Source organism: Duganella sp. AC237 (assembly GCF_979254035.1).
In genome coordinates this window covers 1,242,366-1,263,064 of record NZ_CEEDEW010000003.1, presented here as the reverse complement: position 1 = coordinate 1,263,064, position 20,699 = coordinate 1,242,366, and the positions used below count along the sequence as shown (strand labels likewise).

The following is a 20,699-nucleotide window of genomic DNA, read 5'->3' as shown; positions in this document are numbered from 1 at the left end:
TCCCGCGGCAGCCGCGAATGTCTATATTAGTTGAAGCAAGCCGATAGGCCGGATTTTGTTACGGCGCGGGCGAACCCGCGCTATGACAGCCATTCCTCTAGGCGCTGGATTACTCCAGCGCTCAAGCTTCCTACCCGCACGCTCCGCGAGCAGCATCATCGCGTGCCTATTTGGAATTGCACCAGGTGGAGGTTACCGCGTTTCACCGTAACTTAATACGCTCGTCTCTGTGGCCCTATTCCTCGCCTTATACCTTGGGCTTGCGCTTGCGGCTTTCAGCGGACGGCCGTTAACCGTCACCCCGCTCTATGGAGTCCGGACCTTCCTCCCGCCAGGCATTACGCGCTGGCCAGCGGCTGTCTGGCTTGCTTCAGGCGGTATTGTACCAGCCGGGCCGCCGATTCTATAATTTGATGTCGCCATTTGAAAAGCGCCGCCCCCTGCCCGGCCTTAGAATCATGCTACCTATCCCCCTTGAGGCCAGAACATGACGCACCCAACCCGCACCGGCGGCCAGATCCTGGTCGACGCCCTGAAGATCCACGGCGTCGACACCGCTTTCGGCGTACCCGGCGAAAGCTACCTGGACGTGCTCGACGCGCTGCACGACTCCGACATCCGCTTCATCATCAACCGCCAGGAGGGCGGCGCCGCCTTCATGGCCGACGCCTACGGCAAGATGACGGGCAAGCCGGGTATCTGCTTCGTCACGCGCGGCCCGGGCGCGACCAACGCCTCGATCGGCGTGCACACCGCCTACCAGGATTCGACGCCGATGATCCTGTTCATCGGCCAGGTCGGCAACGACTTCATCGACCGCGAAGCCTTCCAGGAGATCGACTACCGCCGCATGTACGGCCAGATGGCCAAGTGGGTGGCGCAGATCGACCGCGCCGAGCGCATTCCCGAATACCTCGCGCGCGCCTTCCAGGTTGCCACCAGCGGCCGTCCGGGCCCGGTGGTGCTGGCGCTGCCCGAGGACATGCTGATCGATACGGCCGCGGTGGCCGATACGCGCGCGTATCAGGCGGTGCAAGCCTCGCCGTCGGCGGCGCAGATCGACGTGCTGCGCGCCATGCTCGCCAGCGCCAAAAAGCCGCTGGTCCTGCTGGGCGGCGGCGGCTGGAACGCGCAAGCGTGCGCCGACCTGCAGCGCTTCGCCGAAGCCAACCACCTGCCGGTGGGCTGCGCCTTCCGCTTCCAGGATTTGCTCGACAACGCCCACCCCAACTACGTCGGCGATGTCGGCATCGGCATCAACCCGAAACTGGCGGCGCGCGTGCGCGAGGCCGACGTGATCCTCGCCATCGGCCCGCGCCTGGGCGAGATGACCACCGGCGGCTACGCGCTGATTTCCGCGCCGGTGCCGGCGCAGCGGCTGATCCACGTCCACGCCGACGCGCAAGAACTGGGCAGCGTCTACCAGGCGGAATTGATGATCAACAGCGGCATGCCGCAGATCGCGGCCATGCTGGCGGCGATGGCGCCGGTCGACGCCGGCGCATGGAGCGACTCCGTGGCCGAGGCCAAGGCGGATCTGGCGGCATGGCAGCAGCAGCCGGCGATTTTCCAGGACGGCCAGGCGCCGCTGGACTTGTGGCAGGTGGTGCAGCAGATCGACAAGATCGCGCCGCACGACACCATCATCACCAACGGCGCCGGCAACTACGCCACCTGGGCGCACCGTTTCCACAGCTACGGCGGCATGCGCACGCAATTGGCGCCGACCAGCGGCGCGATGGGCTACAGCGTGCCGGCCGGCGTCGCCGCCAAGATCATCGACCCGAAACGCACGGTGATCACCTTCGCCGGCGACGGCGAATACATGATGAACGGCCAGGAGCTGGCCACGGCGGTGCAGTACAAGGCGGGGGTGGTGGTCATCGTCTTCAACAACGGCATGTTCGGCACCATCCGCATGCACCAGGAGCGCGACTATCCGGGACGCGTATCGGGCACGGAGCTGCACAATCCCGATTTTGCCGCGCTGGCGGTGGCGTATGGCGCGCATGGGGAAGTGGTCGACAAGACGGCCGATTTCGGCCCGGCGCTGGAGCGCGCGCTGGCGCATGCCAACGGCCGCAACCTGCCGGCGCTGATCGAGTTGCGCTACGACGGCAACCTGATCACGCCCGGCGCCACACTGGAAACGATCCGCAAAAACGCCGAAGCGGCCAAAAAAACTTGACTGGACGAGGAGATACGTAGGGCGAATTAGGCGACACGCCGTAATCCGCCAAGCGCCGCCGACGGCTCATGGCGGATTACGCTGCGCTAATCCGCCCTACGTGTCTCCACGACTCGCATGCATCGCTAGGCTTAAGAAGGCGCCTGGTTCGACGGCGCCTCTTCCACCTTCTCTTTATCCTTCTTCGCCTGCGGACAAACCTTGCAGGTGCCGGCCTTGCGTCCGAAATCGGTCACCAGCGGCAACCGCATCGGCACCGCCTCGTCGCCGCAATAGCCGCCATCGAGCACCAGGGTCCTGCCGCCGTCGGCGATCTTGCCGCTGATGGTGCGCTCCTCCTCGTCGGGCGGGCGCACGGTGAAATACATCTGACGCCCACGCGGATCGATATTGACGTCGCTGGCCACCACCGGCCAGCTCAAGCCGCCCGCCGTGTACTCGTACAGCACCGTATCGACTTCCGCGAAGCGCTGCAAAGTGATGCGCTGGCCGCCGAATTCGCCGCTCTCGCCGTTGATGCACAAATCGGAAAACACCACCATGCCGTAACGCGGCAGGCCGGCATTGGCGGACGGCTTGCGCGCCGCCTTGGGCGCGGCCAGCACGGCGCACGAGGCGATCAGCATGGCGCCGGCGAATACGGCGCGTCGTTTCATCATCATGGTCGTCGTCATCAATAAAACCGCTTTCAGAAAAGAACAACGGCTGCACCAGGCAGCCGTTGTTGATACTAACTCTGAATGAACAGATTAGAAGCTGTGTTTCACGCCGATGTTGAAGGCTTTGTCGCCCGAACCAACTTCGGTGTTGTTGCCAACGGTGTAAGCTGCGCCGTTTTTGTTTTTGATCTTAGCGTACGCCAGGTAAGCGCTGGTGCGCTTCGACAGGTTGTACGAGTAGCCAACGCCCCACTGGCTAGCGTCGTTGTTAGCGGCTTCTTTATCGTTTTTACGGATGTACGAAGCCATGACAACGCCGTTACCGGCTGGAACGGTTACGCCGACCAGTGCGTCAGCGCTGTCTTGCGACGCGACTGGAGCAACGGTGTAGCCGAATGGGTTGGTGGTGTTAGCCAGAGGCGCGCTGTTCTGGCCCTTGTCTTGACCGTAGGCTGCGAAAACTTTAACAACTTTGAAGTCGTAGTTCGCGGCGATCAGGCTGTTGTGGCCGATGCTGTTGGTTTTAACGGTAGCGGTGTCGTTGTTACGGTTGTTGTAAGCGGCAGCGATGTTCAGCGGACCGTTGGTGTAACCGATCGACGCGCCCAGTTGACGCTGTGCAGCCGAATCGCCGGCGGTTTCGCCCAGGCTGTACGAAGCAGCAGCCGAGAAACCGTACAGCGATGGGGTTTTGTACACAACGCCGTTGTCGGCGCGGGTCATGTTGCCGGCAACCGGGAACAGGTTTTTAGCGGTACCAGCGTAGCCCATTGCGAACGGGTCAGCCACGTCGCGCAGGGTTTCGTAGTAAGGGGTGTACTGACGACCGATGGTCAGGGTACCGGCGGTCTTCGAGCTCAGGCCAACATAGGCTTCGCGGTTGAACAGGCGGTTGTTGGCGTTGTCCAGCGAACCGTCGTCGATTTTAACGCCGGCTTCCAGCTTGAAGATTGCGCTCAGACCGCTGCCCAGGTCTTCGGTGCCTTTGAAACCGATACGCGAAGCCGAAGCCACGCCGCTTTGTACTGCAGTCTTGTTACCAGCAGCACCGCCACGCTCGGAGGTCAGGCCGGCATCGACGATACCGTACATGGTGACGTTCGATTGCGCCATAGCTACGTTGCTCAGGGCGCCCAGGATGGCGATGGAGATCAGGGATTTTTTCATTACGTGTTTCCTTCAGTTGTGTTGCTGTAAAAAGGTATAGCTAGTAGTGCGGCTAAATACGGTGCTTATCGGCGTCACCAGCAGGCGCCGTATGTGCGTGAGGGCAAACTCCCCAGCTGCCACTGTGCGGTCCCATCAGGCGGAACGCGCTCACTTAAGTTGCGGCCGATTTAATCGACGCTCGCAGGTTCGCGGTGCGCAAACGCACCGGAGGCGGCACTATACTGATGCTTGACGACTCCATCAAGTGCAAAAACGTTCATAGTCCAACGTCCCTGTCCTTGTCAGATTTTCAAAACACCCGTATTTTAACGCATCGCAATATTTCATGCCGAGCAAGCGAACTAGCCCAGTTTTTCCGCACGATGAACTTCATGCAGCAACCCGTTTTGCGGGCCGCCCTAGTGACAAATGCAAGATCAATGCATGCGTACTACATCGTTGTCGGACCAAGTAAAAATAGCCACTTTGCTATTTCTGGCGCTATTTTATACTGAAGCCCCTGCGCGGACCTGCGCACTCCATGGTAATAAGCTAACAACCAGCGACATCGTTTGGCTTGGAAATACAGCAAAATAGCCTCCAAACCAACGATGATCGTAGTGTTACAGGAGTAAACTCGTCATAAATTCTGTCCGTAGGGCAACTATTGCGGTGCATCAGGAATTTGTAAGAAATTGCTACGTGTTGCACAGAAACGACACATCACGCACCAATTCGACACGTTATCGCCCCAAAGCGGGGCGATCGTGCTTGCGCCAGCGCTCTTTTATGCATGAGCAAAACTCATATCCGGCGCCGTAGTGGACGGCGCGACTAGCGGGACGCCGAGCGTTTTAGATAGCGCATCAGCGCGCCCAGCACCGGCAGCTTCTCGTACAACTCCTCGGCCGCGTCCCAGTAATCCCGGTGTAGCGCAACTTTGCCATCGGCATCGAACCGCACATGCGTGGCGCCGCGAATGACCTGCGGCTGTTCCGGCCAGCGCACGAAGCGGAATTGCATTTCCCACGTCAAAAACGCCTGGTCGCCCCGGCCCATATGCTCGATGACGACAAAACGCGGTTCGCGCAGGCGCACGAACATATGCTCGAAGACCTTGACGATGGCCGCATGTCCGCGAATCTCATTGAACGGATCCTTGAACAATGCATCGGCCGCGTAAACCTCCGCGATCCCCGACACCGCCGCCGGCGTCAGCGTCTCGTAAAACACGATCAGGCGGCGCAAAGCCGCTTGCATATCGCTCATAAGCGCGTCACCCTGGCGATCAGCCAGAAGTAAAGTCGATACGGCAGCAGCCGGGCGAAGCGCAGCGTATTGGTGAACTTGCGCGGAAAGTGAATGTGGAATGCCCCCCGCTCGACACCGCGCACCAGTTCCCGCGCGGCGTCGGCCGGCTGCATCAGTCCCGGCATCGGAAAATCATTCCCCTTGGTCAGCGGCGTATCGACGAAACCCGGATTGATCAGATGCACGGCGATGCCCTTCGGGTGCAGATCGAAGTACAGCGACTCGGCCAGATTGATCAGCGCCGCCTTGGTCGGACCGTAGACCAGCGCCTTCGGCAAGCCGCTGTAGCCGGCCACGGAGCTGACAATGCCGATGCCGCCGCTGCCCTGCCGGATCAGCATCGGCAACACCGGCGCCAGGCAATTGAACACGCCGCGCAGATTCAGATCGATCAGCTGATTCGCTTTTTCCAGATCGAAGCTGTCGGCGCGCATTTCGTTATACCCGCCGGCCACCAGCAGCACCAGGTCGATGCGCGGCCAGCTGGCCAGGATCTCGTCGCGCGCGCGCGCCACGCTGGCGTGATTGGTGACATCCAGCGCCACCGCGAGGGTCCTGGGCATGGCATCGGCATCGGCGGCCGCCAGCTCGTCCAGCGCATCCTGCCGGCGCGCCGACAACGCCACGTGCGCGCCCTTCGCCAACAGCAGCCGTGCCGTGGCGGCGCCGATGCCGGTGGAAGCGCCGACGATCCACACATATTGATCGGCCCAGTCGTCGATGACATGGTTCATCGCCATCACCGCACCTGCTCGGAACGGCGGTTGAACACCACCGTCAGGCTGCCCAGGCCGACATTGAACTTGCTCATTTGCGCCCGGTTGAGCATCACTCGGTCGTCGATCAGATACATCCAGTCGTCGAAGTCGACGTTATAAACCTTGTCGCCGACCGGCAGCGCCAGCACGTACTGCAAGCGCATCGCGTTACCCGACACCTCCACCTTCGCCTCGCCCACGACATCGGGCGCGGTGCCGATGTAGCGGCCCTCGGCGGTCTTGCGCAAGGTCCAGACCCGCCGTTGCTTGGTGCCGTCCGAATAGACGAATTCCTCGTCGAGCGTGCCGACGTCGCCGTTCCAGCTGCAGCGCATCAGCACCGTGAAGCGTTTCTCCACCGTGCCGGCGCGGTTCTGGAACATGCCGTGGACGTCGAGCGTGCCGTTGAAGTAGCGCTGGATATCAAGCTTGGGCGCCTCCTGCGCGTAGTGGTCCGGCTGCACCGGCAGCGAGCAGCCGTTCAGCAAAAACGCGCAGGTGATCGCGGCGGCGGCGCAAAGGCGGGTAATTTTCATTGTGTGGTCTCCAATTCAGCAATCGCGTAGCGGCGCGCGCCACAACAGCGCGGCCGCAATCAGTTTTAAACAGCAAGGCAGCAACGCATAGGCGAATGACAGCGCGCCCAGGCCCTGCCCCGTGCCAGGCGTGTAGCCCAGTAATTCGAGCGCCGGCAAGGCGACACCGGCCGCTAGCGCCAGGGTCATTTGCACGCCCCAGTTCCATACGCCGAAATACGCCGCCTCGCGCCGGCCGCTGTCGCCGGCGCCGGCGATGACGCCGGCCAGCAACGCAGGCGGCAACGCCAGGTCGGCGCCCAGCGCCAGGCCGGAAATGGCGCAGATGACGCCAAACGAAACGACATCGCCGGGCCCCAGCCAATACGCCCAGACGAAGACGGCGGCCGTCAGCAGCATGCTGGCGACCCAGGCCCGCGCCTCGCCAAGGCGCCGCGCAGCCACCGGCCACGCCGCCATCGAAGCGGCCGCGCTGGCGAAGTACAGCAACAGGAACAGGCCGGCGTTGGAACCGAGCTTGAGGCGGTCCTCGGCGAAGAACAGGAACAGCGTGGCGGGTATCGAGGCGGCGACGCCGTTCACCATCAGCACCAGGAACAGCGCGCGGAAACGGCGCTGCCGGAACGGCGCGGACAGCTCGGCAAAGCGCAAGGGAGCTACCGCTGCCGCGTCCCGCATGGCCCGGGGTGGCTGGGGAGCCCTATATAACAGACAAACGGCGCCCGCCAGCAGCGTGGCGGCAAAGGCATAGCTCAACGCGTCGTAATCGAAGACGGCGGGCAGCACGGCGGCCATCATCACGCCGAACAGACCGCAGCTCTCGCGCACCGCCGCCAGCTTCGAGCGCTCGCCCGGCAGCTGGGTCAATGCGGCGCCCCAGCTTTGATGGGCGATGGTGGCGAGGCTGAAGCCGGTGTACACCAGCATCAGCGACAGCAGGAACCAGCATAGCGCCGGCACGCCGGTCAGCGCCGGCGGGTGGAACAGCATGGCGTAGCCGGCAATCAGCAGCGGCAGCGCGATCAGCACCGCGCGCCGATAGGCGCCGCCCGCCCGCGTGATCCACCAGCCCAGCAGCGGATCGATGAACGCCGCGACCGTGCGCGCCGCCAGCAGCGCGGCGCCGATGACGGCCAGCGTCAACGCGCCGCGCTGCGCGTAAAACTGCGGCACGTACACATAAATGGGCAGCGCCAGCATCGCCAGCGGCAGGCCGAACAAGCCGTAATACAGCATCGCCATCAACGACAGCGATGGCGCACGCGTGGCGGCGGCAACGACGGCGGGCGCGGAATCGCGATTCACGGTTTCGGCGCGGCGTCGCGCAGCAGCGCCTCGCGCAGCTTGGGCGCGGTGGTGGCGGAATCGAGCCAGATGCCGAAGAAGGCCTGGGCGAAGGCCGGATCGGCCACCGTCGCCAGCGGCTTGCCGTCGCGGTAGAAGCGCACGCCCTCACCGGGCAGGAATAGACCGCTCAAGCGGCTGCCTTCCTTCACGTCCGGGAAGATCGCCTGCATCTTTTCCAGCCATGCGGCACGCTGCGCCGCGCTGCCCGCGCCTGTCTTCTCCATCTGGGCGGCGCTGGCCTCGGCGATCCTGCGGCCGTCCAGCGCACGCGCGTAGCGCAGATCCAGCACGTAGGGCGCGGCGTCCTTTGCCGCCGGCCGGTATCCCTGGGGGCCTACCCACAATTCGGCTGTGTAGATCGACAGCCCGAAATAAGTGAACACGCCCTGCCCCGCCAGCCGCGCGGCGCCCAGCTCACGCTCGACGTGGGCCGGCGCTTCCGCCGCACGGGAGGACGGCCCGGCCGCCAGCATCAGCGCGCACAGCGCCGCCATGGCAAAACACCGGGCCCGCGACGCCGTGGGCACCCTCAATCCTTCACCAGCGTGAACTGCATCACGTCGGTGTTCCCGGCGCGGAAGGCGGCTTCGCAATAGGCCAGGTAAAACTCCCAGGTCAGCATGAAGCGCTGGTCGAAGCCCTGCGCTTCCACCTCCGCGCGGCGGGCCAGGAAGCTGGCGCGCCACTGCCGCAGCGTATCGGCGTAATCGATGCCGAAGCAGAATTCGTCCACCACCCGCAAACCATGCAGGCCCGCCTGGCGCCGGAACTCCGACGGCGACGGCAGCATCCCGCCGGGGAAAATGTACTGCTGAATGAAGTCGGTCCCTTTGCGATAACGCTCGAACAAACCGTCGTCGATGGTGATGGTCTGGATGCAGGCGCGCCCGCCCTGCTTCAGATTGCGCGCCACGCAGGCAAAGTAGCTGGGCCAATAGCTCTCGCCGACCGCCTCGAACATCTCGATCGAGGCGATGGCGTCGAACTGGCCGTCGCAATCGCGGTAATCGCACAAGCGCAAATCGGCCGACGCGGCCAGTCCGGCCCCGGCCAGCCGCTGCTTTGCGTACCCCAGCTGCTCGGTCGACAAGGTCAGTCCGGTGACGTGCGCCCGCGCCTCGCGCGCAGCCGTCTCGGCGAAACCGCCCCAGCCACAACCGATTTCCAGCACGCGCGCGCCCGGCCCCAGGTTCAAGGCGCCGACGATGCGACGGTATTTGGCCAGCTGCGCGGTGGCCAGGTCGCCGCCGTCGCCGTCGCGGAAGATCGCGCTCGAATACGTCATCGTCGGGTCCAACCATAGCTGATAGAACGCGTTGCCGATATCGTAATGGGCGTGGATGTTCTTGCGGCTGCCGGCGCGCGAATTGCGGTTCATCAGGTGCTTGATCCGGTACAGCAGGCTGCCCCACCAGCTGCCATAGACCAGCTGCTCGAACTCGTCGCGGTTGCGTATCAACAGTTCGATCAAGCCGCTCAGGTTATCGGTCTTCCAGTCGCCGTCGATGAACGCCTCGGCGAAGCCGATATCGCCGGAGCGCATGGCGGCGCCGCACAGATTCCAGTTCTTCAGCTCCAGCGCGATCGGAAAGGAGCCGTCGCCGAACACCTCGAAGCCGCCGTCTGGCCGCTGCAGCAACAGCGCGCCGTGCTTCAGGCGCCGCAGCATCTTGAGGATCACACGGGCGGCCGCCGGGATGGCGCCACCATGCGCGGGCGCCTGGATGGACAAGGGCGCCGGCAATGGCGCCGACAGCGGCGCGGCCGCGGTGGCGAGGGATTCTGTACTCATCGTGATACTTTCTGTTGAGGCGGTAGTGGTTTTGAAAAGAATGGCACGCGCTTGAGCCAAAGCCTGGCGGCCTGCCAATGGATGCGGACGATCACACCGATGGTCATCAGCGGATACGTGAAGAAGGCGCGCGCCGTATTGCGGTTGTCCAGCGGACCGGCGCGGCCGGACAGGCTGGTTTCGATCAGCGGTCCGGCCTCGTCGTCGTGATCGATGCTGGCCAGCGTGTGTTCCTGGCCGGCATAAGGGCCGGAGGCACGCCGGCCCCAAAAAAAGCGGAAGCGGTAGCCGCCCCGCACATCGCAAAACGGCGAGACGTGGAAGATCTTGCGCGCCGCCAGTTCCTCGCCTGCGCCGATGGCGCCGCCGTTCTCCAGCAGGTAGCAATGGCGCTCGCCGAAGGTGTTGTGCACGTCGGCGACGATGGCGCGCAGCGTGCCGTCGCGGCGATGGCAGAACCAGAACGAGACGGGATTGAACACGTAGCCCAGCACGCGCGGCATGGTTTGCAGCCAGACCTCGCCGTCGGCATCGTGCACGCCCTCCGCCGCCAGCAGGCCATCGATCCACGCCAACAAGGGCTGGCGGCCGTCGCCATGGTCAGCGTCGTGGAACGACAGCAGATTAAAACGGTTGCGCGCGAACAGGCGGCAGCCGAATTCATGTTGGCCCAGCGTCCGCAGCGGCAAGCGCACGAAGTACATCCCGTACTGAAAACCATGGCGCACCGGCCGCAAACGCTGGTGCCGCACCTGGCCGAAGCAAAGCTGCGGCGCGGCCGGGGCTGTCGACAGGTCAGGCGGCATGGGAGCCAAAGGTGAGCTGCTGCGCGCGGGCGGCAATGGCTGACGCCACCGACAATCCCGATTTGAGGCCGTCTTCATGGAAGCCGTAACCGGTCCAGGCGCCGGCGAACCACACGCGGTTGCGACCCTGGATGCGCGGCAGCCGCCGTTGCGCCTCGACCGCCGCCGCGTCGAACACCGGGTGGGCGTAATCGAATTCGCGCAGCACTTTGCGCGGATCCGGCGGCGTCAGGGGATTGAGCGAGACGATCACCGGCTGCTCGAACGGCAACGGCTGCAGTTTGTTCAACAGGTAGTGCACGCAAACGCGCGCAGGCCCGCCGCCCGCCTGCCCGTCCCCGCTGCCCTGGTAGTTCCACGCCGACCAGGCCTTGCGGTTCTGCGGCAGGCAGCTGGTGTCGGTGTGCAGCACCGCGCGATTGGCCTGGTAGCCCACCGCTGACAGCACGCCGCGCTCCTCGTCGCTGGCGTCGGTCAGCAGCGCCAGCGACTGGTCGCTATGCGTGGCCAGCACCACTTCGTCGAACAGCGCATTGCCCTGGGCCGAGCGCAGCGCTACCCCGTGCGCGGTGCGCGCGATCGCCGTCACCGGCATATTCAAATGCCGCTCGGGGATGCCGGCCAGCAGGCGCTCGACATACTGGCGCGAGCCGCCGCGCACCGTGCGCCATTGCGGCCGGTCGTTCACCTGCAGCAGCCCGTGGTTGTGGCAAAACTGGACGAAACTGGCCAGCGGGAAGGCGAGCATCTGCTCGGACGGGCACGACCAGATGCACGCCGCCATCGGCAACAAGTACCAATCGCAAAACTGTGCGCTGTAACCCTGCGCATCAAGGTATGATCCAAGGGAAATCTGCGGCGTCGATTGCGGCGTTTGCGCCAGCGCCGTGGCGGCTTTGTTAAAACGCAGTATGTCGCGCAGCATGCGCAGGAAAGCCGGACGCAACAAGTTGCTTCGCTGACAAAAAACCTGGTCCAGATTGCCGCCGGCCCACTCCAGCAGACGGCCGCCGACCGGCAATTTGATGGAAAAGCCCATGTCGCTGGCGGCGGTGTCGACCTGCAGCTCGGCGAACAGCGCGGTCAGATGAGGATAGGTACGGTGATTGAAAACGAGGAAACCGGTGTCGACACCATGGGTTTCACCATCAAAAGTCACATCCACGGTATTACTATGGCCGCCGAAATACCCGCCGGCCTCGTACAGCACCGCCTCGTGACCAGCTTGCACCAGACGATAAGCGCAGGAGAGCCCGGAAATTCCGCTGCCAACAACAGCTATTTTCATTATTTTCCACCGTTACAAAATATTTTGTCCAGGACAACTCATGGGCAAAGGCGATAATCAGTTAATTAGTTCTCAATGTCAACTGCATGTCGTGGACAAGCTCTTTAGTACTGCTTATACGCACGCAGATGAGCTTTGGATGTGGAAACTTTTGAGGCAAAACGAAGGTAAAATGCAGGTCGCGCCGGATCAGAACCGCTTCCAGCGCCGTGCACCCCGACCCTGTGCCAACACTCGCGACTGTCGAACGACGGCAGACGCTTAAGATTCTCTAATGACAACTACCGTTTCTTCACAACCAGTTCCGAGCACGATCAGCGACGTCGAGCGAGACACCGGCGTTGCCAAGGAAACCCTGCGGGTATGGGAACGTCGCTACGACTTTCCCCAGCCGCTGCGCGACCCCAACGGCGAGCGCGTCTACCCGATTGAACAGGTGCAAAAGCTGCGTCTGGTCAAGCGCTTGATCGACCTCGGCTTCCGTCCGGGCAAGGTGATCCAGTTCAGCGCCGAGGAATTGCAGACCTTGACCGGCCAGGCCACCGGCGGCGTCAACGGCCCGTCGCTGCCGCCGCCCGAGCTGCAGCGCTATCTCGACTTGTGCAAAACCCATCAGATGGAAGCGCTGCGCCGCCAGTTGTCGCAGGCCTTGCTGATGATGGGCTTGAAAAGTTTCGTCATCGACCTGGTCGCCCCGCTGACCACCCTGGTCGGCGACGCCTGGGCCAGCGGCCAGCTGGCCACGTTCGAGGAACACTTGTATACGGAGTCGCTGACGGTGGTGATGCGCAGCGCCATCTTCGCCATGCCGCAGGCGGCCGCCAGCAACCTGGGCGCGCCGCGCATCATGCTGACCACCCTGCCGCAGGAGCGCCACGGGCTGGGCTTGCTGATGGCCGAGGCCATGTGCGTGGCCGAAGGGGCGCACTGCATCTCGCTGGGCGTGCAAACGCCGCTGCTCGACATCGTCGAGGCGGCGCGAGTGCAGCGGGTCGACATCATCGCGCTGTCGTTCTCGGCGGCGATGAATCCGCGCCAGGCGCTCGACGGCCTGGCCGAGCTGCATACCCGCCTCAACGGCAGCGTCGAACTGTGGGCCGGCGGCGGCAACGCCGCGCTCAAACGGCGCCGTCCGTCTTATGTGCGGGTGTTCGCGCTGGCCGACATCAGCGCCGCCATCACCGAATGGCGCATGCGCAACGCCAACGTCGCCACGGGCTGAAAAGTTGTCATTCCGGTAGCGGCCCACGGCCGCCCGGCCGCGCTCTGGTAAAATAGCCGCATTTCCCCGTGTCCGGCGCTGCCGGGCATCAGCTTGAAGCGCCCCCAACCACATATCCATGTTTAGTTTCTTCAAGAAAAAACCTGTCGCCCCCGAGGCGCCAGAGGTCCAGATCCCCGCGCCGGCGCCCGTTGGTAGCGCTATTTCCAGCCCTGCCCCCAGCACCACTTCCGCCGTCGACGCTTATTTACCCGAGCCGCTGATGCCGATCGAGGAGCCGGCGCAGAAGCAGTCCTGGATGACGCGCCTGAGGGCCGGCCTGTCCAAAACCTCCAATAACCTGTCGCTGCTGTTCGTCGGCGCCAAGATCGACGACGACCTGTACGACGAGCTCGAAGCGGCGCTGCTGATGTCCGACGCCGGCGTCGACGCCACCGAATACCTGCTCGACGCCCTCAAGCAAAAGGTCAAGGACGACAAGCTGCTCGACGCCGCCGCCGTCAAGACCGCGCTCAAGCAGCTGATGGTCGAGTTGCTGACCCCGCTTCAGCGTCCGTTCGAGCTGGGCCGCCACCAGCCGATGGTGATGATGATCGCCGGCGTCAACGGCGCCGGCAAGACCACCACCATCGGCAAACTGGCCAAGCACATGCAATCGAACGGCCAGTCGGTGCTGCTGGCCGCCGGCGACACCTTTCGCGCGGCCGCCCGCGAGCAATTGATGGTCTGGGGCCAGCGCAACAACATCACCGTCATCTCGCAAGCGTCGGGCGACCCGGCGGCCGTCTCGTTTGACGCCGTGCAGTCCGGCAAGGCGCGCGGCCTCGACGTGGTCATGATCGACACCGCCGGCCGTCTGCCGACCCAGTTGCACCTGATGGAAGAGTTGAAGAAGGTCCAGCGCGTCATCGGCAAGGGCATGGACGGCGCACCGCACGAAACGCTGCTGGTTATCGACGGCAATACCGGGCAAAATGCGTTGGCGCAAGTGAAAGCTTTCGACGACGCCCTGAAGCTGACCGGCCTGGTGATCACCAAACTGGACGGCACGGCCAAGGGCGGCGTGCTGGCGGCGATCGCCCGCGTGCGTCCGGTGCCGGTGTATTTCATCGGCATCGGCGAAAAAATCGAAGACCTGCAGCCGTTCGTGGCCGCCGAGTTCGTCGACGCCTTGCTGCCGTAGTTTGCCACCGCGGTTGCCACGATAGTTGCCCACATAATTGCTCGGATAACCCCCCATTACATGATCGAATTCCGGAACGTCTCGAAACAATACTCCCCCGACGCGATGGCGCTGCGCGACATCTCGCTCACGGTAGAAAAAGGCGAACTGGTGTTTCTTGCCGGCCCTTCGGGCGCCGGCAAATCCACGCTGTTGAAGATGATCGCCGCCATCGAGCGGCCCACCGCCGGCCACGTCATCGTCAACGGCCAGGACATCGCCCGCATCAAGCCGGCCGCCGTGCCGTTTCTGCGCCGCAATCTCGGACTGATCTTCCAGCAACAACGCCTGCTCAACGATCGCACCATCCTCGCCAACGTGATGTTGCCGCTGCTGGTGACGGGCGCCTCGCACCACCAGGCCGAGCAACGCGCCCGCGCCGCCCTCGACAAGGTCGGCCTGGCCGACCGCGCCAGCTCGCACCCGCTGGCCCTGTCCGGCGGCGAGCAGCAGCGCGTGTCGATCGCGCGCGCCATCGTCAACCGGCCGCAGGTGATCCTGGCCGACGAACCGACCGCCAACCTCGACCGTGCCAGCGCCAACAAGGTGCTCGACGCGCTCAAGGCCTTCCACTCGGTCGGCGTCACCTGCCTCATTTCCAGCCACGACGAGCAAATGCTCGACGCCGCCGCGCGCGTCATCCATCTCAACCAGGGTCAACTGGAGGTGGCGGCATGACGTACTGGTTCCGCCAACACCGTTACGCGCTGTCCGCCGCGCTGGTGCATCTGCGCCGCTCGCCGGGCAGTTTCCTGTTCAATATCATTGTCGTGGCGATCGCACTGGCGCTGCCCTTCACCGGCGTGACGCTGCTCGACAACGTGCGCCCCATGTCGGAGCAATTGTCCGTCGATCCGGAAATCAGCGTCTTCGTCAAGCAGGACACGCCGCGCGACCAGGCCGAGGCGCTGGCCGTGCAGCTGCGCCAGACCTTGCCGGACAAGCAAGCCAAGATCATCTTCACCTCGCGTGAAAAAGCGCTCGAAGGCATGAAGGAAAAGAGCGGCCTGGCCGACGTGCTGACCACGCTCGGCGAAAACCCGCTGCCGGACAGCTATGTGCTCAAGCTCGACGCCTTCCGCCTGGCCCAGTCCGGCGGCGACGTCGACCAGTTGGCCGAGCAGATCCGCGCCCTGCCCGGCGTCGATACGGTGCAGGTCGACTCGGCCTGGGTCAAGCGGCTGGCCGCGCTGCTGAATATCCTGCATCTGGGACTGCTGTTGCTGGCGGTTACCCTTGGCACCGTGGTGGTGGCCGTCATCTTCAACACCATCCGCCTGCAGGTGATGACGCAGCGCGAGGAAATCCTGGTATCCAAGCTGATCGGCGCGACCGACAGCTTCATCCACCGGCCCTTCTATTACACCGGCGCGCTGCTGGGCCTGTGCGCCGGCGGACTGGCGCTGGGCGCGGTGGCATTGGCGCTGCGCCCGTTGAACGTCGCGATTGCCGAATTCGCAAGATTGTACGCCTCCGAGTTCCAGCTCACCCCGCTGCAACCGATGATGATGGCTTTTCTGCTGGCCCTCTCGGCCGGCCTGGGCCTGATCGCCGCGCTGCTGTCGGTGCAGCGTCACCTGTCCCGCCTGAATTAATTGCTGAGTTAATTCTGTCCGCCTTTCCGTGCGCCCGCGCACGGAAACGGCCGCCGCACCCGCCTACCATTGATACATCTCCCCCCGATCTCCCATTAAGTCAGGCCTAAGCTCCATGGCGCATGCTGTGTTTATCAAAAGCCATTGTTCAGACCTACCCGATAGTATTTTCCCTATCGTGGCGATAAAAATAAGGTGATTGGCACTCAATCGAGGAGAGTGCTAATATATGAAAACTGCAGAGTTCATAACACTCCGCAGAAATGGTAATTAAGCAATATTTTTTGTCTTTGTGGCCCTCTGGGCACTACAAGACTTGGCAATTTCGAGCGAAGGAATGAAAATGACTATGATGTCCGCACCTGCCGCGTTGGTCCCCACCAACAAGGGCGCTTTAGGACTCGGGTTCACTGGCAACCTGGGGAACCTGGACGCCTATATTTCCGCCGTTAATCGCCTGCCGATGTTGACGCATGACGATGAAATCTCGCTCGCCAAGCGCCTCAAGGACAATAACGACCTGGGCGCCGCGCAAGAGCTGGTGTTGTCGCACCTGCGTCTGGTGGTGTCGATCGCCCGTGGCTATCTGGGCTATGGCTTGCCGCACGCCGACCTGATTCAGGAAGGCAATATCGGCCTGATGAAAGCCGTCAAGCGTTTTGACCCGGACCAGGGCGTACGCCTGGTGTCGTACGCGATGCATTGGATCAAAGCCGAGATGCACGAGTACATCCTGAAAAACTGGCGTCTGGTCAAAGTGGCGACGACGAAGGCGCAGCGCAAGCTGTTCTTCAACCTGCGCAGCCACAAGACCGGCCTGGACGCGATGAGCCCAACGCAGATCGACAACCTGGCCAAGCTGCTGGACGTCAAACGCGAAGAAGTGATCGAGATGGAAACCCGTTTGAGCGGTCGCGACATCGCGCTGGAATCGCCGAACGACGACGAGGACGACAAGTTCGCCCCGATCGCCTACCTGTCGTCCGAGCAGAGCGAGCCGACCCGCGTGCTGGAAGCGGAGCAAGTCACCCGTCTGCAATCGGAAGGCTTGGAGCAGGCGCTGGGCAAGCTGGATCCGCGTTCGCGCCGCATCGTCGAAGCGCGCTGGCTGGCCAACGACGACGGCTCCGGCGCGACCCTGCACACGCTGGCTGACGAGTTCGGCGTATCGGCAGAGCGCATTCGCCAGATCGAATCGGCCGCGCTGAAGAAAATGAAGGGCTCGCTGGCCGCCTACGTGTAAAACGTAGAGGGTTGGAGCAAAAAAAGCCGCGTGGTGCGAACCACGCGGCTTTTTCTATATCTTGCTTCGGATAACTACGCGGCGGCCAAACCCTTGGTCAACAACTCAGCCACCAACTGGTTCATGTCAACGCCGCGCTCCCTGGCTTGCGCGTTCAGCTGCGCCACCAGATCACTGTTCAGCTTCACGGCGAACGGCACCAAACCGGCCGCCTGATCGATCCGGCGCTGCTCGCGCTTGTCGACCACCTCGGCCACTTTGCCAAAGGTCGCCGCGCTCGGCCCGGCCATCTTGCCCATCAATTTTTTGGCATCACTCTTCGCCAGGCCAGTTTTTTTCATGTCTTTAATCCAAAAATAATTCAGAGCAGACATTCTACGCAGCTTATCCACCCCGCGTGGCCTTTATTGCGGAAACCACGGCGGCATGCGGTTCGTGCGCCGCCAAAATGATACTTTTGCTAAGCTAATGGCCACTTTGCATTCAAGAGGTCGCACATGATGAAGACACTACTGCGGCAGCTGATCGTCCTGCCCTTGCTATTTGGCGTCATGGCCATGCTGTACGCCTGCGGTACCGCCAACGGCCGCGCCGGCGCCACCGTCAATAAACCGTTCGACGCCACCTACGTGCTGCAACCAGGGGCGAGCGCCGTCATCAGCCAGGCCGCCAGCCAGGGCATCGCTGGCGGCGCCACCGCGCCCACCGTCAAGCTGGAGCGCGTCAACGACAGCCGCTGCCGCGTCGGCGCCGTCTGCGTATGGGCCGGCTACATCAGCTACAGCTTCACACTGACCAAGGCCGATGGCACGACCAGCAACTTCGTGCTGTCGGACAGCATGCCCAACGGCAAACCCAGTATCACCCAGGACGGCCTGACCTTCGCGCTGGCCGGCGTCGAGCCGCAAGCGGTGCCCGCCAAAAATGAACCAGCGCCGGATTATCGGGTAAGCTTGAGAGTGAGCAACACGCCACCCTCAGACCCAACACCGCACCCCTCATGACACCTCACACCCGCCCCGCCCGCACCGTCCTCCTCCACTCGATTATCGTCACCCTCCTCCTGCCGTCCCCGGCATGGACCAAAACCCCGGTCGCCACCGGCACCGGCGGCGCCGTCGCCACCATCAGCGAGCCGGCGTCGAAAGCGGCGCTGTCCATTCTCAACCAGGGCGGCAACGCCATCGACGCCGCCGTCGCGGCGGCCGCCACCCTGGGCGTGACCGATCCATTCAGCTGCGGCATCGGCGGCGGCGGCTTCATGGTCATCTACCTGGCCAAGGACAAGCGCGTCATCACCATCGACCACCGCGAGACCGCGCCGGCCGGCTTCACGCCCACCGTGTTCCAGGAAAACGGCGCGCCGATGAAATTCGAAACGGTGCGCGACAGCGGCATGTCCGTCGGCGTGCCCGGCACGGTGCGCGGCTGGCACGAGGCGCTGGACCGCTACGGCTCGATGTCGTTCAAGCAGGTGCTGGCGCCGGCCATCGCGGTCGCCACCAACGGCTTCGCCATCAGCGAGAATTTCTCGCGCATGGCGGGCGAGAATAAAACCAAATTCGGCATGTTCCCCGCCACCGCCGCGCTGTACTTGAAAAACGGCGAGGCCGTCGCGGCCGGCGGTACCCTGCGCAATCCCGACCTGGCCAAGGCATATCGCGAACTGGCCGCCGGCGGCGTCAAGGCTTTCTACTCGGGCAAAATGGCGCGCGCCGTGGTCGACGCGGTCAACCACCCGGCCACCGCGCCGGGCGTGCAGGTCCGGGGCGGCAACATGACCCTGGCCGACCTGGCCAACTACGAAGCGCGCCTGCGGCAGCCGGTGCACAGCACCTATCGCGGCTACGACATTTACGGCATGCCGCTGCCCGGCTCCGGCGGCATCGCCATCGCCGAGGCGCTCAACATCCTCGAAGGCTACGACCTGAAGGCGATGCCGCGCGCGCAGGCCGAACACCTGTATCTGGAGGCGAGCCGCCTGGCCTTCGCCGACCGCAACGCTTATCTGGCCGATCCGGAGTATGTCGACGCGCCAGTCGCCGGCCTGCTGAGCAAGGACTACGCCGCGCTGCGCCGCCAGCAGATCGATCCGGCGCAGGCGCGCAGGCCGGCGGGGGCCGGCGATCCGTACGCCTTCCAGTCAGACCAGAGCGTGCCGCTGCGGCCCATGACGTCGGTCAAGCTGCTGAAGGAAAGCGCGCACACCACACACCTGACGGTGTCGGACAAGGACGGCAATATCGTCGCCTACACCTACACCATCGAAGACTGGGGCGGCAGCGGCATCGTGGTGCCGGGCTACGGCTTCCTGCTCAATAACGAGATGACCGATTTCGATTTCTCCGGCCCGCGCCCCAACGTGCCGGAGGCGGGCAAGCGTCCGCGCAGCAGCATGTCGCCGACCCTGGCGTTCAGGAACGGCAAGCCGGCGTTCTCCATCGGCAGTCCGGGTGGCGCGACCATCATCACCACCGTGCTGCAAACGATCGTCAACCACATCGACTTCGGGATGACGATGCCCGACGCGCTGAACGCGCCGCGCCTGTCCGAGCGCAACGGCGAAGCGACCGATGTGGAGCCTGGCTTTCCTGGCAGCGCGCAGGCGACCGCGCTGGAAAAGAGCGGTCAACGCTGGAGCGCCGCGCCGGAAGAAATCGGCGCCGCCAATGCGCTGGTCTTCAATCCCGACGGCACCGTCACTGCCGTCAGCGAAGGCCGCCGGCACGGCGTCGGCAGCGCGCTTGTGCAGAAAAAACCACACTAAGCCCGGATTAATTTTTTCACCACATGATGGCGTCTCCCCCACCCCACACCAATCGGAGACGTGATGAACAAATGGCTGCGCGCGAATAAAGGCTTTCTGATGTTCCTGATGCTGTTCGGGATCTTCCGCACCGCCGTCGCGGACTGGAATCCGATCCCTTCCGCATCGATGCGCCCCAACCTGCTCGAGGGCGACGTCGTCTTCGTCAACCGCCTGGCCTACAACGTCAAGGTGCCGCTGACCGACATCGTGCTCGGCGCCACCGGCGAACCGCAACGCGGCGACATCGTCACCTTCTCCTCGCCCAGGAACGGCACGCGGCTGATCAAGCGGATCGTCGCCCTGCCGGGCGACCGCGTCGAGATGCGCAACGAGCGCCTGGTCATCAACGGCAAGCCGGCCGACTATGCGCCGATCGGCACCGCCACCGAAACCCTCGCAGGCATCGGCGACATCGACGCGGTGCGCCTTGGCGAATCGCTGGGCGGCGACAGCCGCAGCCACGCGATCCAGATCCTGCCGCAGGTGATGGCGCGGCGCGACTTCGCAGCCGTCACCGTGCCGCCCGGCCAGTACATGATGTTGGGCGATAACCGCGACAACAGCGAGGACTCGCGCTACATCGGCCTGGTGCCGCGCGCGCTGCTGATCGGCCGCGCCGAGCGCGTGCTGGCCTCCGCCGACATCAAAGGCAACTGGCTGCCGCGCACCGAACGCTTTGGCATGAGCTTATACAAGGCGCCATAGCAGGCTATCTTCGCCGCCGCGACCGATGTTATGATGAATGTCAATTCCTTAACATTGCGGACTGCTTGC

Annotated in this window: 20 protein-coding genes and 1 other RNA gene; 9 read left to right on the top strand and 12 right to left on the bottom strand. The window is 63.7% G+C overall.

The window, feature by feature from the left end:
• Positions 1-28: 28 nt before the first annotated feature.
• Positions 29-372: RNase P RNA component class A (gene rnpB, locus AC0IYS_RS06100), an RNA gene on the bottom strand.
• Positions 373-487: 115 nt separating this feature from the next.
• On the opposite strand from rnpB, the gene AC0IYS_RS06095 reads away from it, so the two are divergent.
• On the top strand, positions 488-2,188 hold the full coding sequence (locus AC0IYS_RS06095) for a thiamine pyrophosphate-binding protein (protein WP_471704332.1): 1,701 nt from the start codon (positions 488-490) through the stop codon (positions 2,186-2,188).
• Between the two features lie 131 nt (positions 2,189-2,319).
• On the opposite strand, the gene AC0IYS_RS06090 is transcribed toward AC0IYS_RS06095, so the two are convergent.
• The 10 genes from AC0IYS_RS06090 to AC0IYS_RS06045 all read right to left on the bottom strand — a co-directional run bounded on the left by AC0IYS_RS06090 (position 2,320) and on the right by AC0IYS_RS06045 (position 11,834).
• The gene (locus tag AC0IYS_RS06090) at positions 2,320-2,850 is read right to left on the bottom strand and encodes a hypothetical protein (protein ID WP_471704331.1); all 531 of its coding nucleotides are present in this window, start codon (positions 2,848-2,850) and stop codon (positions 2,320-2,322) included.
• Between the two features lie 87 nt (positions 2,851-2,937).
• Positions 2,938-4,014, bottom strand: a complete 1,077-nt coding sequence (locus tag AC0IYS_RS06085) for a porin (protein WP_471704330.1) — start codon at positions 4,012-4,014, stop codon at positions 2,938-2,940.
• Positions 4,015-4,830: 816 nt separating this feature from the next.
• Positions 4,831-5,265, bottom strand: a complete 435-nt coding sequence (locus AC0IYS_RS06080; RefSeq protein ID WP_471704329.1) for a nuclear transport factor 2 family protein — start codon at positions 5,263-5,265, stop codon at positions 4,831-4,833.
• Positions 5,262-6,041 carry an SDR family NAD(P)-dependent oxidoreductase gene (locus tag AC0IYS_RS06075; protein WP_471704328.1) on the bottom strand — a complete coding sequence of 260 codons (780 nt, stop codon included), beginning with the start codon at positions 6,039-6,041 and terminating at the stop codon, positions 5,262-5,264. The genes AC0IYS_RS06080 and AC0IYS_RS06075 overlap by 4 nt, the downstream gene beginning before the upstream one ends.
• A gap of 5 nt (positions 6,042-6,046) precedes the next feature.
• Entirely contained in the window at positions 6,047-6,601 is a 555-nt protein-coding gene (locus tag AC0IYS_RS06070; protein WP_471704327.1) for a DUF3833 domain-containing protein, read from the bottom strand.
• 15 nt (positions 6,602-6,616) lie between these two features.
• Positions 6,617-7,906, bottom strand: a complete 1,290-nt coding sequence (locus AC0IYS_RS06065) for an MFS transporter (protein ID WP_471704326.1) — start codon at positions 7,904-7,906, stop codon at positions 6,617-6,619.
• Positions 7,903-8,475, bottom strand: coding sequence for a chalcone isomerase family protein (locus AC0IYS_RS06060; RefSeq protein ID WP_471704325.1), 573 nt, complete (start codon positions 8,473-8,475; stop codon positions 7,903-7,905). The genes AC0IYS_RS06065 and AC0IYS_RS06060 overlap by 4 nt, the downstream gene beginning before the upstream one ends.
• A 2-nt stretch (positions 8,476-8,477) precedes the next feature.
• Positions 8,478-9,740 carry a class I SAM-dependent methyltransferase gene (locus AC0IYS_RS06055; protein WP_471704324.1) on the bottom strand — a complete coding sequence of 421 codons (1,263 nt, stop codon included), beginning with the start codon at positions 9,738-9,740 and terminating at the stop codon, positions 8,478-8,480.
• Positions 9,737-10,546, bottom strand: a complete 810-nt coding sequence (locus AC0IYS_RS06050; RefSeq protein WP_471704323.1) for a DUF1365 domain-containing protein — start codon at positions 10,544-10,546, stop codon at positions 9,737-9,739. The genes AC0IYS_RS06055 and AC0IYS_RS06050 overlap by 4 nt, the downstream gene beginning before the upstream one ends.
• Complete coding sequence (locus tag AC0IYS_RS06045) at positions 10,536-11,834, bottom strand: NAD(P)/FAD-dependent oxidoreductase (RefSeq protein ID WP_471704322.1); 1,299 nt, start codon at positions 11,832-11,834, stop codon at positions 10,536-10,538. Before AC0IYS_RS06045 ends, AC0IYS_RS06050 begins: the two co-directional genes overlap by 11 nt.
• Positions 11,835-12,108: 274 nt before the next feature.
• Here AC0IYS_RS06045 and AC0IYS_RS06040 point away from each other — a divergent pair, with 274 nt between their 5' ends.
• The 5 genes from AC0IYS_RS06040 to rpoH all read left to right on the top strand — a co-directional run bounded on the left by AC0IYS_RS06040 (position 12,109) and on the right by rpoH (position 17,116).
• Complete coding sequence (locus AC0IYS_RS06040) at positions 12,109-13,056, top strand: MerR family transcriptional regulator (RefSeq protein ID WP_471704321.1); 948 nt, start codon at positions 12,109-12,111, stop codon at positions 13,054-13,056.
• A gap of 118 nt (positions 13,057-13,174) precedes the next feature.
• Complete coding sequence (gene ftsY / locus AC0IYS_RS06035) at positions 13,175-14,239, top strand: signal recognition particle-docking protein FtsY (RefSeq protein ID WP_471704320.1); 1,065 nt, start codon at positions 13,175-13,177, stop codon at positions 14,237-14,239.
• A 60-nt stretch (positions 14,240-14,299) separates the two neighbouring features.
• Positions 14,300-14,956: a cell division ATP-binding protein FtsE gene (locus AC0IYS_RS06030; RefSeq protein ID WP_090316612.1), complete on the top strand. Its 657-nt coding sequence runs from the start codon at positions 14,300-14,302 to the stop codon at positions 14,954-14,956.
• Positions 14,953-15,873 carry a permease-like cell division protein FtsX gene (ftsX, locus tag AC0IYS_RS06025; RefSeq protein ID WP_471704319.1) on the top strand — a complete coding sequence of 307 codons (921 nt, stop codon included), beginning with the start codon at positions 14,953-14,955 and terminating at the stop codon, positions 15,871-15,873. Before AC0IYS_RS06030 ends, ftsX begins: the two co-directional genes overlap by 4 nt.
• Before the next feature lie 349 nt (positions 15,874-16,222).
• On the top strand, positions 16,223-17,116 hold the full coding sequence (gene rpoH / locus AC0IYS_RS06020; protein WP_471708804.1) for an RNA polymerase sigma factor RpoH: 894 nt from the start codon (positions 16,223-16,225) through the stop codon (positions 17,114-17,116).
• A gap of 74 nt (positions 17,117-17,190) precedes the next feature.
• Here rpoH and AC0IYS_RS06015 read toward each other — a convergent pair whose 3' ends face one another.
• Positions 17,191-17,457 carry a hypothetical protein gene (locus AC0IYS_RS06015; protein WP_471708803.1) on the bottom strand — a complete coding sequence of 89 codons (267 nt, stop codon included), beginning with the start codon at positions 17,455-17,457 and terminating at the stop codon, positions 17,191-17,193.
• 156 nt (positions 17,458-17,613) lie between these two features.
• On the opposite strand from AC0IYS_RS06015, the gene AC0IYS_RS06010 reads away from it, so the two are divergent.
• The 3 genes from AC0IYS_RS06010 (at position 17,614) to lepB (ending at position 20,630) form a co-directional block, all read left to right on the top strand.
• Positions 17,614-18,120, top strand: coding sequence for a hypothetical protein (locus tag AC0IYS_RS06010; protein ID WP_471704318.1), 507 nt, complete (start codon positions 17,614-17,616; stop codon positions 18,118-18,120).
• Positions 18,117-19,883, top strand: a complete 1,767-nt coding sequence (gene ggt, locus AC0IYS_RS06005) for a gamma-glutamyltransferase (RefSeq protein ID WP_471704317.1) — start codon at positions 18,117-18,119, stop codon at positions 19,881-19,883. Before AC0IYS_RS06010 ends, ggt begins: the two co-directional genes overlap by 4 nt.
• 63 nt (positions 19,884-19,946) lie before the next feature.
• Positions 19,947-20,630 carry a signal peptidase I gene (gene lepB, locus AC0IYS_RS06000; RefSeq protein ID WP_471704316.1) on the top strand — a complete coding sequence of 228 codons (684 nt, stop codon included), beginning with the start codon at positions 19,947-19,949 and terminating at the stop codon, positions 20,628-20,630.
• The last annotated feature ends 69 nt before the right edge of the window (positions 20,631-20,699 follow it).

Excerpts from the sequence above, each read along its gene's own strand:
- AC0IYS_RS06055 (WP_471704324.1), bottom strand. The coding sequence starts at position 9,740 with ATGAGTACAGAATCCCTCGCCACCGCGGCCGCGCCGCTGTCGGCGCCA.
- AC0IYS_RS06045 (WP_471704322.1), bottom strand. The coding sequence starts at position 11,834 with ATGAAAATAGCTGTTGTTGGCAGCGGAATTTCCGGGCTCTCCTGCGCT.
- AC0IYS_RS06080 (WP_471704329.1), bottom strand. The coding sequence starts at position 5,265 with ATGAGCGATATGCAAGCGGCTTTGCGCCGCCTGATCGTGTTTTACGAG.
- rpoH (WP_471708804.1), top strand. The coding sequence starts at position 16,223 with ATGATGTCCGCACCTGCCGCGTTGGTCCCCACCAACAAGGGCGCTTTA.
- AC0IYS_RS06075 (WP_471704328.1), bottom strand. The coding sequence starts at position 6,041 with ATGAACCATGTCATCGACGACTGGGCCGATCAATATGTGTGGATCGTC.
- AC0IYS_RS06070 (WP_471704327.1), bottom strand. The coding sequence starts at position 6,601 with ATGAAAATTACCCGCCTTTGCGCCGCCGCCGCGATCACCTGCGCGTTT.
- AC0IYS_RS06030 (WP_090316612.1), top strand. The coding sequence starts at position 14,300 with ATGATCGAATTCCGGAACGTCTCGAAACAATACTCCCCCGACGCGATG.
- AC0IYS_RS06085 (WP_471704330.1), bottom strand. The coding sequence starts at position 4,014 with ATGAAAAAATCCCTGATCTCCATCGCCATCCTGGGCGCCCTGAGCAAC.
- AC0IYS_RS06090 (WP_471704331.1), bottom strand. The coding sequence starts at position 2,850 with ATGATGATGAAACGACGCGCCGTATTCGCCGGCGCCATGCTGATCGCC.
- AC0IYS_RS06050 (WP_471704323.1), bottom strand. The coding sequence starts at position 10,546 with ATGCCGCCTGACCTGTCGACAGCCCCGGCCGCGCCGCAGCTTTGCTTC.
- ftsX (WP_471704319.1), top strand. The coding sequence starts at position 14,953 with ATGACGTACTGGTTCCGCCAACACCGTTACGCGCTGTCCGCCGCGCTG.
- ggt (WP_471704317.1), top strand. The coding sequence starts at position 18,117 with ATGACACCTCACACCCGCCCCGCCCGCACCGTCCTCCTCCACTCGATT.
- AC0IYS_RS06040 (WP_471704321.1), top strand. The coding sequence starts at position 12,109 with ATGACAACTACCGTTTCTTCACAACCAGTTCCGAGCACGATCAGCGAC.
- AC0IYS_RS06095 (WP_471704332.1), top strand. The coding sequence starts at position 488 with ATGACGCACCCAACCCGCACCGGCGGCCAGATCCTGGTCGACGCCCTG.
- AC0IYS_RS06010 (WP_471704318.1), top strand. The coding sequence starts at position 17,614 with ATGATGAAGACACTACTGCGGCAGCTGATCGTCCTGCCCTTGCTATTT.
- AC0IYS_RS06015 (WP_471708803.1), bottom strand. The coding sequence starts at position 17,457 with ATGAAAAAAACTGGCCTGGCGAAGAGTGATGCCAAAAAATTGATGGGC.
- lepB (WP_471704316.1), top strand. The coding sequence starts at position 19,947 with ATGAACAAATGGCTGCGCGCGAATAAAGGCTTTCTGATGTTCCTGATG.
- ftsY (WP_471704320.1), top strand. The coding sequence starts at position 13,175 with ATGTTTAGTTTCTTCAAGAAAAAACCTGTCGCCCCCGAGGCGCCAGAG.